This window comes from Pedobacter chinensis (genome assembly GCF_003339865.1).
Lineage (GTDB): Bacteria > Bacteroidota > Bacteroidia > Sphingobacteriales > Sphingobacteriaceae > Pedobacter > Pedobacter chinensis.
The window spans coordinates 1-13,867 of the sequence record NZ_QPKV01000020.1 but is presented as its reverse complement, the minus strand read 5'-3'; the positions used below and the strand labels follow the sequence as shown (position 1 = coordinate 13,867).

Genomic DNA, 13,867 nt, shown 5'->3' with positions numbered 1-13,867 from the left:
CTGGACAGCTCTACTGCCATCTTTTTGAACTCATCGTCAAATACTCTGTGTTTCATATATGCCAAATTTAAAATTACATTTCAAATCTGCTCCATAAATGTCTCTACTCAAAGATAGCAACTCCAGATGGGCTTGCAGCCAAAAACGGTCATCGTGGTACAGGCGGACGGAACGGAAAAGCAGACCGCTATCGAAGACGTAAGCGCAGGCGATGTGATACTCGTAAAGCCCGGTGAAAAGATTGCGGTAGACGGCATGGTCATATCGGGCAATTCGTATGTGGACGAAAGCATGTTAAGCGGTGAGCCTGTACCTGTATTGAAAAAAGAAAAAGAAAAAGTATTTGCAGGAACGATTAACCAAAAAGGCAGCTTCCGGTTCAGAGCGGTAAAAGTGGGCAAAGAAACCATGCTTGCCCACATCATCAAAATGGTGCAGGATGCACAGGGAAGCAAAGCACCCGTACAGAAACTGGTCGATAGGATTGCGGGCATCTTTGTTCCCACAGTGATAGGTATTGCCATCCTGACATTTACACTATGGTTGATTTTGGGAGGCGAAAACGGGGTTGTTCAAGGTCTGTTGGCAGCCGTTACGGTATTGGTCATTGCCTGCCCCTGTGCTTTAGGCTTAGCGACACCCACCGCTATTATGGTAGGCGTTGGTAAAGGTGCTGAAAATGGCATTTTGATAAAGGATGCCGAAAGTTTGGAACTGGCCAAAAAAGTAAATGCCATCGTTTTGGACAAAACCGGAACCATCACCGAGGGAAGACCACAGGTAACGGGCATTAAATGGCTGAACAACGAGGACACCGCAAAAGAAATCCTTTTGAGCATCGAAAAGCAATCCGAGCATCCATTGGCAGAAGCCGTAGTGAAGCATCTTGACGATGTAGCGACCACCTCTTTATCCATGTTCGACAGCATTACGGGCAAAGGCGCAAAAGCAGACCATGACAACGAAACCTATTATGTAGGCAACAAAAAGCTATTGGCAGAAAACAACATTGCCATTGCCGGCGAATTACAAGACCAGGCCGAAGAATGGGGCAAACAGTCTAAAACCGTTATCTGGTTTGCAAACAGCAAAAAGGCTCTTGCTGTAATCGCTATCGCCGATAAGATTAAGGAAACATCGGTGCGGGCTATCCGGGAAATGCAGGAAATGGGCATTGACCTGTATATGCTGACCGGAGATAATGAAGCTACTGCAAAAGCCATTGCGGAGCAGACAGGCATCAAGCATTACAAAGCCGAAGTTTTGCCACAGCACAAAGCCGACTTTGTGAAAGAACTGCAAAGTAAAGGAAAGGTAGTGGCAATGGTGGGCGATGGTATCAACGACAGCACCGCATTGGCAACAGCCGATGTAAGTATCGCAATGGGCAAAGGCAGCGACATCGCAATGGACGTAGCCAAGATGACCATCATTTCATCCGACCTGACCAAAATACCGCAGGCAATACGTTTGTCCAAACAGACCGTAGCCACCATCAAGCAAAACCTGTTCTGGGCGTTTATCTACAACGTAATCGGCATTCCGGTAGCGGCAGGTATCCTTTACCCTGTTAACGGCTTCCTGCTCAACCCGATGATTGCGGGTGCGGCAATGGCATTGAGCAGCGTGAGCGTGGTCAGTAACAGCCTGCGGTTGAAGTGGAAGAAATAAAACAGTAAATCTCACAAATCAAACAAGAAATTACACAACAATACTGAACTGAATAGTACGGAAATTTGCATTATCAGATAACTCTAAAATTTATTAACAATGGAAAATAAACAATTTCAATTCAAGACGAACATCAATTGCGGAGGTTGTATCGCATCTGTAAAACCGCACTTGGACAAGGCAGAGGGTATCTGCCATTGGGAAGTGGACACTGCCAACAAGGACAAGGTACTTACAGTGAAGTCCGAGGGCATTACCGAGCAGGAAGTAATATCGACCGTGCAAAAGGCAGGCTTCAAAATTGAACCTTTGGACGCCTAAGCCAACAACTTTTTGAAATGCCCTTTTTCCGACCGAATTTTCTATGAGGTTGGGTTGCTGAAAAAGGGCATTTTATCAATTCTGAAAAAAGGCGATAGGTTATTGCGTATATGGCATTTTTTTGTCCATATAGCAAAAAAAAACGTAAAACGATATAAAAAACCAATCTAATTTGTAACTTTGTTGCGTTGAAAAATTATAGAATACATATAGGCATTTTGACATTGTTCTGTTTGGTTTTCTTTATGATGCCAAGTCAGAGCTATGCCTGTTCCAAAAATTCAACAAAGACCGAGCAGTCTTCCTGCTCAAAGGAGAAATCCAAAAAATCAGAACATAAAAAAGGTTGCAAGGGCAAATCCTGTAAAAAATGCAAAAGTGACAAATGCGGGGGCGGCTGTTCACACAGCTCTTGCAGGTGCGGTGCTTCAACCACTTCCCTAAATGTCCCAACCATAATCGAATTAAAGGCAAAAAATCACTTAGCAGCAGCTAAAAAGCAAAAATTCGGTTTCAAAGAAGCCTACTATTCTTCGGGCTTTTTCTCCATTTGGCTACCGCCTAAAATAAGCTAAAACTATGGCCTGATAGCCATAGGTGTGTCCTGTCAGAAGCTGTTCCGGCTTTTGCAAATCCCCTATTTGTATCATTTACTTAAAATTTAAAACAGAAACGGGTTTATCAATCCCCCGTTTCTCAAAATGTAATTATTATGAAATCATTATCAAAAATAGTGATGGTAATCGCCGTGTTACTATCATCAATAAACGGCTTCGCACAAATCAAGAATGCGAAAACAGAAACCGTAAAGATTTACGGCAATTGTGGTATGTGCAAAACCACCATCGAAAAAGCAGGTAACGTAAAAAAGGTAGCCAGCGTGGACTGGAACAAAGATACCAAGATGGCTACGCTCACCTATGACGGCGACAAAACAAATCAGGATGAAATCCTGAAACGTATTGCTTTGGCTGGTTATGACAGTGAGAAGTTCCGTGCGCCGGATGACGTATATGCTAAACTGGCTGGTTGCTGCCAGTATGATAGACCCGTGAAGACGGTTGCCAAAAACAAAGAGGCTGGCATGGACATGAATGCCGGACATGGCAATCACGACCATAGCCAAATGGCAGCTAATAAAGATGCAGCTCAAAACCAATCACAGCTAAAAGCTGTATTTGACAACTACTTTTCAGTGAAAGACGCTTTGATAAAAACCGATGCGGCGACCGCATCTGCCAAAGCCGCTGAATTGGCTGCATCCCTTAAAGCAGTCGATATGAACAAGCTATCGGCAGAGGAACATACGGCTTGGATGAAAGTGATGCAGGATTTGACGGCCAATGCGGAAAGCATTTCAAAATCAAAAGATGTTGCAAAACAAAGAAGTGCTTTTGCGGCACTTTCGGAAAGCATCTACACACTTGCCAAAGTTTCTAAACAGGACACCCCCATTTATTACCAGCACTGCTCTATGTACAACGGAGGTAAGGGAGCCAATTGGCTAAGTAAAGAGAATGCGGTTAAAAATCCATATTACGGCTCACAGATGCTCACCTGCGGAAGTACGGTCGAAACCATTAAATAACAGGTCTGAAAGCTATGGTACAGTACAATGACATGGTGCAGGCGCTTAAAGACCTAAGACAACGTGGGTACAGTATGGACTTTAGTCTGTTGCCGGACTGTCTGTACTGTACGTCAAGGAGCCTGAAACTAAAACCGGAGGATTTTACGGTTACGGAAACTCATAGGTTTGAAAGCCTCGACAGCAGTCCTGATAACAATGCCGTAATTTATGCCATATCGTCTAATGATAGTAAGAATAAAGGCGTACTTGTTGATGCCTATGGTACTTATGCCGAAGAAATGACCCATGAGATGGCAAAAAAATTAAGTGCAACATAACTTTTAAAACCCCTTGTTATGAAAAAATATACTTGTCCTATGCACCCACAGGTGCTAAAAGACGAACCGGGCAAATGCCCGCTCTGTGGCATGGCATTGGTTCCCGTTGGCGGTGCGTCAGTTTCTCATGAACACACATCAGAACATGGGCATTCCGGGCATTCTCAACATGGCCATGCTGACGAAAACTTTAATAAACATGAGGGACATCATACAGGTGATTTCCTCACTCGTTTTTGGATAAGCCTTGTCATTACAATCCCTATACTGCTCCTGTCGCACATGATACAGCAATGGTTAGGTTTCTCGCTTGCTTTCAATGGCGATAAATATGTGTTGCTGGCATTGGGTACGGTGATTTATTGCTATGGAGGCTTACCATTCCTAAAGGGAATGATTGGCGAGGTGAAAGCCAAAGCCATAGGGATGATGACACTTGTTGCTATCGCCATATCCGTAGCCTATGTCTATTCCGTAGCCGTTGTATTTGGCTTGCAGGGTATGGATTTCTTTTGGGAACTGGCAACCCTAATTGACATCATGCTGTTAGGGCATTGGCTGGAAATGCGTTCCCAAATGGCTGCTTCACGGGCATTACAGTCATTGGTAGCGTTACTGCCCAACGATGTTACCGTGGAACGAGGCGGAGAAGCTGTAAAGATAAAGCTCGAAGACCTGCAAAGCGGTGAAACGGCTATCATAAAACCGGGTGAAAAAATTCCAGCCGACGGATTGGTTCTGGATGGGCTTTCATATATCAACGAGAGTATGCTTACCGGAGAAAGTGTTCCCGTAAAAAAGGAAAAGGACGGAAAGGTCATCGCAGGCTCTATCAATGGCGATGGTGCGCTGAAAGTTAAGGTAACAGCCGTTGGAAAAGACAGCTACCTGAACAGGGTTATCAATCTTGTGCAGGAGGCACAAGCTACTAAGTCCAATACGCAAAACCTTGCGGACAAAGTTGCCAAATGGCTCACCTTTATTGCCATTGCCGTGGGCATAGGCACATTTGCCTATTGGTATGCAAGCAGTGGAGATATTGCCTTTGCGCTTGAAAGAATGGTGACGGTAATGGTAACGGCCTGCCCGCACGCATTGGGCGTGGCTATCCCGTTGGTGGTCGCCATTTCCACAACGCTATCGGCGACCAATGGTCTGCTCATCCGCAACCGCACAGCATTTGAAACCACCCGTAAGCTATCTACCATCATTTTTGACAAAACCGGAACGCTCACCAAAGGTTCCCATGCCGTGGAAAAGGTTATTCCCTTTACGGACGAATACAATGCCGATGCAGTTATCCAGTATGCTGCCGCAGTACAGCAAAATTCGGAACACCATATCGCAAAAGGCATTATGGCTACATTGAAAGAAAAGAGGCTTGCGTTATGGAAGTCTGAAAACTTTAGCTATATGCAGGGTATAGGTGTAAAAGGTGTTGTAAACGGAAAGAGTGTTGTAGCTGGTGGCCCGAATTACTTCACCGAAAACCACCTTTCTTTGCCGGAAATTCCAACCGAAATTAATCAGGAAGCCGAAACAGTAAACTTTGTTCTCATTGATGACCGGGTAATCGGCCTCATTACTTTGGCAGACAGCATCCGTGAGGGGTCGGCACAGGCGATTGAGGAACTCAAAAAAATGGGCATCAAGTCCTTTCTGCTCACGGGGGATAACGACAGGATTGCTGCTGCCGTAGCCGGAAAATTGGGTATGGACGGGTATTTGGCCAATGTGCTTCCGCATAACAAGCAGGAGAAAGTAAAGGAGTTTCAGGCAAAAGGCGAAATCGTAGCAATGACTGGTGATGGTGTAAATGATGCACCTGCACTGGCACAGGCAGATGTTGGAATTGCCGTGGGTTCCGGTACGGACGTGGCTGCCGAAACAGCGGATATCATATTGGTAGACAGCGACCCGAGGGATGTGGTCAAACTGATTGACTTCGGCAAACTTACCTACAAAAAGATGGTACAGAACCTGATATGGGCGGTTGGATACAACGTGGTGGCAATACCGCTTGCGGCAGGCGTACTCTATCCGAATTTTGTTTTAAGTCCCGCTATGGGTGCTGTGCTGATGAGTGTAAGCACCATTGTAGTGGCTATTAACGCAAGTTTTTTAAAAATCAAAAAATAAATAAAAATGAAAAATCTAACATTATCAATCATTGCTGTTATCATGGCATTTGTAACAGTATCATGCAATCAGGCATCCAACAAAAACGAGCAGTCTTCAAGTGATACTGCTGTTGTATCACAAGAACAGTCAGCTTCCCAACCAAAAGAGGATGATACGGTAGCTGCGCCCGTTGTGAGTGAAACTCCGAACGGTCAGGAAGCAAAAGCAACAGGAAAAGAAGAAGCAAAAAACTTTTCTATTGCGCCCATAGTTACCGATTATCTGTCCTTAAAGAACGCCCTTGTTTCGGACGATGACAAAGCTGCCGCCAGTTCAGGGAAAAAGCTGTTAGCTACCCTGAATAAAGTGGACATGAAAGCCGTTCCTGCCGATAAGCACAAAAAGTACATGGACATAGCGGACGATGCTAAAGAACACGCAGAACATATCGGGGAAAATGTCGGCAACATCCACCACCAGCGGGAACATTTGGCCTCGCTTGGCGAAGATTTGAAAGACCTGATTGATTTGTTCGGTACATCGCAAACATTGTATCAGGACCATTGCCCGATGTTCAATGACGGTAAGGGTGCTGTTTGGTTCAGCGAAAACAAGGAAATCAAAAACCCTTACTACGGTTCTAAAATGCTGACCTGCGGTAAGGTGGAAAAAACAATTAACAGCAAATAAAATTCAGGGTTATGGAAAATATGCAAAACAGTCACCATGCGGGTCATTCCTCGGAGCATGGCACGCACAATACAAAACATGCTTCGGCCATGTACAAACGCTTTGCGGTGATGGCTGTCGCAATGTTCGCAGTGATGTATTTTATCATGTACGCCATGATTGACGGGTGGCAGAACCTGATACCCAATATCAACAATTTGTACATGACCCTGCTGATGACCTCGGCAATGCTGCTTATCGAATTAGCGATAATGAAAGTAATGTACCCCAACTGGAAGATGAATTGGGCGATAGCCATCATCTCGGTTGCTGTTGGCATCTTTTCATGGTTTGGTATCAGGGAACAAATCAATGTCGGGGACAAGCAGTTTGCAAAGGGTATGATACCCCATCACGCAGCAGCCATATTGATGTCCGAAAAGGCACACCTGACCGACCCGGAACTGATAGAGCTGCAAAAAAATATACTTAAAACCCAAGCGGAAGAAATTGAACTAATGAAGCGCAAGCTAAAAGAGTTTGAAGAAAGTAAATAATAAAATTTAAAAAAACAAGTTTGGACATGAACAAAATAATAATTGGCTTTATTTCCTTATTAACCCTGCTATTCACCGCTTGCGGTCAGGCGGGGTCAAATAAGGATGAAGCGGAACAGCAGCATTCGCAGGCAACTCCGGAAAGCAACGGACATACTACCCAAATAGGTGAATTGGTTCCATCGGATGAAGTCTGCATGGTCAACGATGCCTATATCGGCAAAAAGCAGTTTGAAGTAAAATTTGATGGTAAAACCTATTACGGATGTTGCGAAATGTGTAAGGAACGTATTCCAAAAGATGCGACCGTGCGGATGGCGATAGACCCCTATTCCCATAAGCAGGTAGACAAAGCTAATGCGGTGATTGCTGTGACAGGAAATAACGGTGAAGTTTCTTATTTTGAAAACAAGGAGAATTATGCCAAGTATGTGAAAAAACAGTAGACACAAAAAGATGAAGCCACAATAAAATAATTATGACCATAAAGAAGAAAATCATATTGGGGCTGGCTGTCGTCCTGATTGCCATACAGTTCTTTCAGCCCTTACGGAACCAGGCGGTTGAAGTGCCAGCCACCCATATCGAAAGGGTGTACGCCGTACCCCAAAATGTAAAGGCTATCCTTGTTCAGTCCTGTTATGACTGCCATAGCAACAATACCCATTATCCGTGGTACAGCCGTATCCAGCCCGGCGCATGGTACATGGCAGAGCATATAAAAAAGGGGAAAGAGGAACTCAACTTTAGCGAATTTGGCGACTATTCTGTCCGCAGGCAGCGAAACAAGTTCAGGGCTATGGCCGGGCAGGTTAAGGACGGGAAAATGCCGTTGTCATCATACACACTAATTCATCGCAATGCAGTATTGTCACCGGAGGATAAGCAGGTTTTGATAGCGTGGTTTAGCACAATAGAAGACAGCATTAAATAAAATTTTTCAAATCATGAACAGATATAATAAAATACCTATAAGAATTTTGCAAACAGTGCTGATACTGCTTTGCACGCAAACGCTGTTTGCACAGAGAGTGGTGCATTACGAGCTGTATGTAAAAGATACGCTTGTCAACTATGCAGGTAAGCAAAAAAGGGCAATTGCCGTAAACGGGCAAATCCCCATGCCCACCCTTACCTTTACCGAGGGCGACACTGCCGAAATAGTGGTGCACAACCAATTGAAAGAAAGCACATCACTTCACTGGCATGGTGTGTTCCTGCCCAATAAAGAAGACGGTGTGCCCTGGCTTACACAAAAACCCATCGCACCGGGCACAACCTACACCTACCGTTTTCCGATTATCCAGCATGGTACGCACTGGTACCATTCCCACTCAGGATTGCAGGAGCAGATTGGCATGTACGGAAGTTTTATCATGAAGAAAAGAAGCGATGATAAGACATTCAGAAAAGGAATTGACGATTTGCCGACCGTTCCAATTATATTAAGTGAGTGGACAAATCTTAACCCCGATAATATCAACCGTATGCTACACAATGCAAATGATTGGGCGGCCATTAAGAAAGGCGCAACACAATCATATGTTGAAGCTATTAAGGAGGGAAAATTAGGGGTAAAGGTAAAAAACGAGTGGAAGCGGATGCTGGCGATGGATGTCAGTGACGTTTACTATGATAAAATCCTAATAAATGGTAGCCATAGCACCGATTTGAAAACAATTGATGGTAAAAAGCTAAAAGCAGGCGACAAAGTCAGATTGCGTGTTTCCAATGGAGGGGCGTCTTCATATTTCTGGCTACGGTATGCTGGAGGAAAAATTACAGTAGTAGCGAATGATGGGAATGATGTTGAGCCTGTAGAGGTGGACAGGTTAATCATTGCCGTTTCTGAAACTTACGATATTGTAGTGACTATCCCTCAAGATGGTTTGGCTTACGAGTTCTTAGCAACAACCGAAGACAGGACACAATCTGCGAGTTACTTTATAGGTGATGGGGTCAAACAGCTTATTTCTCCACTCCCACGATTGAAGTATTTCGAGGAGATGAAGATGATGAACGATATGATGAAAATGAATGGCGATTTGGACGATATGGGCATGAAGATGAGCCTTAACCAAATGGACATGAATGTAGTGATGTATCCCGAAATTACCGGAGATGCAACAAAAAAAGCAGACCACAGTAAGCATGAGGGTATGGATATGGATAACGACGCTAACCGTTACAACGCTAATGCCTTGGGAGACATCAAAACATTAAATTATGCTATGTTGCAATCACCTTATAACACCTCTCTTCCAAATGATGCGCCTGTAAAAGAGTTGAAATTCACACTTACTGGCAACATGAACCGCTATGTATGGAGCATGGATAATAAAATACTTTCGGAAACTGACAAAATACCTGTAAAAAAAGGAGAAATTCTACGGATTACCATTTATAATAATTCAATGATGCGGCATCCAATGCATCTTCACGGATTTGATTTCAGGGTGATAAACGGAAAAGGAGAAAAATCGCCGCTTAAAAATGTGTTGGATATCATGCCTATGGAAACAGATACCATTGAGTTTTTAGCAAATGAGGAAGGTGATTGGTTCTTTCATTGCCATATATTATATCACATGATGGCGGGAATGAACAGGGTCTTTGAAGTTGGAGACTACAATAACCCCTATCTACCCGACAAGGCAAAAGCCTATAAAGAATTGCAAAGAGAAAGTAATATGCCTCATTTTATGGCACAAAACGATTTTGCAACCAATGGTAATGATGGAGAAGCTATGCTAATGAATGCACGCTACCAATTAGGAACAGAATGGCGTTTAGGCTATAATAGTATGCACGGTTATGAAGTAGAAACCCATTTAGGTAGATACATTGGAAAGATGCAATGGTTCATGCCCTTTGTAGGTTTTGATTACCGCTACCGTAAAATGGGAGAAGATGAACACGAAAAGAACATATTTGGACAAACCAACAAGAAAGACACCCGCAGGGCGTTCAGTTTAGGGTTTATGTATACGTTACCTATGCTGGTCAATTTTCAGGCAGAAGTATATCATGATGGAATTGTGAGATTGCAGTTAATGCGTGAAGATATACCAATTTCAAAAAGACTAAGAGGTGGTTTTATGGTGAATACCGACTTAGAGTATATGGGAGAACTTAGGTATATTATCAATAAAAATATAGGTATACGTACCCACTATGATAGTGATATGGGTTGGGGCGTAGGGCTTGCTTTGACATATTAAAATAAAATACCAAATGGTTGGAAACTGCAAAAACCGTAGAAAAATCGGTAAATAAGCAGTTCGTGATGCGGGAAAATTCCTAAAAATTGACCTGCATCATGCTACAACTCATTAACGGACGGAAGCTATTTGCATCAGATTGTAAGGATTTTGATGAAGAAAACCGATTTTTCAGAACTTGCTATTGCTTCAAACCTCATTATATAGTTTATGTTTTTATTTCTATATAGTCTCAAACACAGCAAGTCAAGCCTTAAATATTCTCAATACTTTTAAAAGACCAAATAAATTTAAAAAAAATAATAAAAATTAATTGGAGACCACCCTCCCTACTGCTCTAACTTTGTACTGTATTTTATTTCAATTAAATACCTATTACTACATCTAGATGGAATATAGATGAACATTGATTTAAGGATATTTTTAATTGCGAACGTAAAATATCAATACGAAATTTATTATTACACATAATTATTTAATATGGCAATAGAAAGTGTTCAAATGAAGGTCTCAGGATTAATGTGTTCCTTCTGTACTATGAGTGTCGAGAAGGCATTAAGGCGGTATCCTGCTATCAAAAGCGTGATGGTAAACCTTGTGCATGGTATTGTATTGGTTGAAGCGGATACGGCCAAGATGAATAGGGAGCAATTGGCTGATGCTGTTGAAAAGTTAGGTTATTCTGTTTCTTCTACTGAAGTACAACAATATAAAACTGATGAAGAACTTTTTAGCTTGATAAAGCAACGTGGTACGATTGGAATGGTTGCTTCCATTATTGATTTGGTGGTTGACCCTTTGAATTTGTTTGGGCTTCCGCAGCAGTATCGAAGTTACTTTAGCTTGGTTGTAGCTGTATTTGTTTTGTTTTGGGTAGGATACCCTATACTTCGTAAAACGATTATGGCTGTAAAGCAAAGAGTAATCAATGCTAATGTGTTGTTGTCTGCCGGTGCATGGGGTTCTTTTATTGTTGGTGCTATATCTCTTTATAATCCTGTTTTACCAAACTTTTTGCCTGTTGCTGCATGGTTAATGTCACTGCACTTATTCTTTGGTTACTTTAAGTTAGATACCCGTAAGAAAGCATCTGATGCAGTTCGTAAACTTATCAATCTGCAACCTGCTAAAGCAAGGGTGTTGAGAGGTGGACAGTTTGTAGATGTTCTTACTAAAGAAGTAATCGTAGGTGAAATTGTTGAGGTCAGACCAGGTGAACGTATTCCTTTGGATGGTGTTGTAGTGAATGGCGGGGCAAGTGTTGATGAAGCAAGTTTTACCGGAGAAAGCACACCTGCTATAAAAGAAGTGAGTTCTACTGTTATCGGTGGTACATTAAATCTTGATGGTGCTTTACAAATAAAAGTTTCCAAGATTGGTCAAGACAGTTTCCTTAGTCAGATAGTTAGCTTAATGAGCCGTATTGCAGAAAAGAAGCCACCTGTTGAACTGTTGGCAGATAAGCTAATGAACTATTATGGTCCTGTTGTTTTTATTGTAGCTGCCATTGCTTTTGTAGTATGGGGTGTTGCTACAGGCAACTATATACAAGCAACACTTGTGCTGCTCACTACTGTTATCATGGGTTATCCTTGTGCGTTGGGAATAACAACTCCTATGCTTGCAGCGATAGCCGGTGGCAAAGGAATTTCTATTGGTTTGTTAGTGAAGGCAAGCGAAGTGTTTTACGGATTGTCGAGAGTAGATACAATTGTGTTTGACAAAACAGGTACGCTTACCTATGGTAAACCTACTGTTACAGATGTTCATGCCTTCAATGGTAACAGAATTGAATTGTTGTCAATTGCTGAAGCACTGGAAAGTAAATCAGAACACCCGATTGGGCAAGCCATTACTTTTTTCGCTTCAAAAGAAGGTGCTCCTAAACTGACCATCGATAATTTTAAAGCAATTCCAGGCAAGGGTGTAACAGGTAATTTGAATGGTGAAACTGTATTGGCTGGCAAACCTTCTTTTATAGAGCAAAGCGGTATTAATGTGGCAAACGAAATCAGAAATTCAATCAGTGCTTTAGGTAGTGAAGGCAAAACCGCCGTTCTTATTTGCAAGGGTAATGCTGTTATTGGCGTGATAGCTTTACAAGATACGCCACGACCTACAGGGGAGCAGGTAATAGCAAAGATGAAGCAAAGGGGTATGAGAACGGTGATGCTTACAGGCGATGCTAAACAAGTGGCTGAACCGATTGCCCAGAGATTGGGAATTGATGAAGTACAGGCTGAATTGCTGCCGGGTGAAAAAGCCACTGCTATTGAAGCATTACAAAAGAAAGGTTACAAGGTTGCAATGGTTGGTGATGGTATCAATGATGCTCCTGCCTTAGCTCAATCTGATGTGGGCATTGCCATTGGTGCAGGAACTGATGTTGCTATTGAAGCAGCCGGTGTTATCCTGATTGGTGACAGGTTGATAGATGTTTTAAATGCTGTTATCTTAGGTAAGGCAAGCTATAAGACGATGACAGGAAATGTGATTGTAGCTGTGTTGTTTAATATCGTTGGAATGTTGCTTGCAACATTAAGCTTCATAACTCCGATGCTTGCTATAGTAGTGATGATTGTGAGCATTTTCGCCATCTTACTGAATACACTGCGGATAAGAGCATTGAAGCTGGAAAAAGTATCTTTAGAAACAACAGCAACATTAACAGAAACAAGTTTTAAAGTAACAAATATGGTGTGTGAGGGATGTGCCGAAAAAATAACTACTGCACTTACTGCATTGTCTGGGGTGAAAACAGTAAAGCCGAAAGTTATTCAAAAGCAAGTGCTGATAAATTTCTATCCTGAACAAATAAAACAAGATGAATTAAAGAAGGTTCTGGAAAAAGAAGGTTTTAATGCCGTTGAATTATAAAGGTTATATCAACAAATAATTGTAAAACAAACTATGTTAACGATGAAATCATTGTTTATGAAAGTATCAATGTCTTGCATTTTGGTTATTGCCTTAGCAATAACATCGTGTGCCCAAGAGCAAAAGAAAGAAGATAAAACAACTCCAAAAGAACAAACAAAACAAGTAATGATGCAAACAGTAAAGATGCCTGTGGATGGCATGGTGTGTAATGCCTGCCAATCGAATGTAAAGAAAACGATTAAGTCTGTAGATGGTGTTACTGATGTGGAAGTGAACCTTGAAAAGAAATATGCTGTGTTTACGTTTGACCCTACAAAAGTGAAGATTGAACAGGTAAAAAAAGCAGTGAATGATAAAGGCTTTGAAGCTGGTAAGCCACAAAAAGTAAAGCAATGTGGAATTGCAATAGAAAAGTAGAGACCTTTTTATGCAGCTTCTGTTTTTTCCCCAGCGATGGTCTGCCCGGCTTGTTCGGGAGTGTTATAGTCCAATGCTGAATGCCTTCTCTTTCTGTTATAC

Annotated in this window: 11 protein-coding genes and 1 pseudogene; all 12 read left to right on the top strand. The window is 42.3% G+C overall.

Annotated features, from left to right (window positions below; all coding sequences use genetic code 11):
• Positions 1–126: 126 nt before the first annotated feature.
• Positions 127–1,671 (top strand): annotated as a pseudogene (locus tag DU508_RS23625) (copper-translocating P-type ATPase); the annotation flags it as partial.
• Between the two features lie 99 nt (positions 1,672–1,770).
• Positions 1,771–1,992 carry a heavy-metal-associated domain-containing protein gene (locus tag DU508_RS23620; protein WP_002981097.1) on the top strand — a complete coding sequence of 74 codons (222 nt, stop codon included), beginning with the start codon at positions 1,771–1,773 and terminating at the stop codon, positions 1,990–1,992.
• Positions 1,993–2,704: 712 nt separating this feature from the next.
• Positions 2,705–3,580: a DUF3347 domain-containing protein gene (locus DU508_RS23610; RefSeq protein WP_115405124.1), complete on the top strand. Its 876-nt coding sequence runs from the start codon at positions 2,705–2,707 to the stop codon at positions 3,578–3,580.
• A gap of 74 nt (positions 3,581–3,654) precedes the next feature.
• A complete protein-coding gene (locus DU508_RS23605; protein ID WP_228423053.1) occupies positions 3,655–3,900 on the top strand; it encodes a phosphoribosylpyrophosphate synthetase in 246 nt (81 codons plus the stop codon).
• Positions 3,901–3,918: 18 nt separating this feature from the next.
• Positions 3,919–6,039 (top strand): heavy metal translocating P-type ATPase, encoded by a 2,121-nt coding sequence (locus DU508_RS23600; RefSeq protein ID WP_084018990.1) that lies wholly within the window; start codon positions 3,919–3,921, stop codon positions 6,037–6,039.
• Positions 6,040–6,045: 6 nt separating this feature from the next.
• A complete protein-coding gene (locus tag DU508_RS23595; protein ID WP_115405123.1) occupies positions 6,046–6,711 on the top strand; it encodes a DUF3347 domain-containing protein in 666 nt (221 codons plus the stop codon).
• Positions 6,712–6,722: 11 nt separating this feature from the next.
• Entirely contained in the window at positions 6,723–7,247 is a 525-nt protein-coding gene (locus DU508_RS23590; RefSeq protein WP_115405122.1) for a DUF305 domain-containing protein, read from the top strand.
• Between the two features lie 26 nt (positions 7,248–7,273).
• Complete coding sequence (locus DU508_RS23585; RefSeq protein WP_070566707.1) at positions 7,274–7,693, top strand: hypothetical protein; 420 nt, start codon at positions 7,274–7,276, stop codon at positions 7,691–7,693.
• Positions 7,694–7,725: 32 nt separating this feature from the next.
• Positions 7,726–8,181, top strand: a complete 456-nt coding sequence (locus DU508_RS23580; RefSeq protein ID WP_115405121.1) for a heme-binding domain-containing protein — start codon at positions 7,726–7,728, stop codon at positions 8,179–8,181.
• 13 nt (positions 8,182–8,194) lie between these two features.
• Positions 8,195–10,468, top strand: a complete 2,274-nt coding sequence (locus DU508_RS23575; RefSeq protein ID WP_115405120.1) for a multicopper oxidase family protein — start codon at positions 8,195–8,197, stop codon at positions 10,466–10,468.
• A gap of 480 nt (positions 10,469–10,948) precedes the next feature.
• On the top strand, positions 10,949–13,345 hold the full coding sequence (locus DU508_RS23570) for a heavy metal translocating P-type ATPase (protein WP_115405119.1): 2,397 nt from the start codon (positions 10,949–10,951) through the stop codon (positions 13,343–13,345).
• 42 nt (positions 13,346–13,387) lie between these two features.
• Positions 13,388–13,765 carry a heavy-metal-associated domain-containing protein gene (locus DU508_RS23565; RefSeq protein WP_158542241.1) on the top strand — a complete coding sequence of 126 codons (378 nt, stop codon included), beginning with the start codon at positions 13,388–13,390 and terminating at the stop codon, positions 13,763–13,765.
• Positions 13,766–13,867 lie beyond the last annotated feature (102 nt).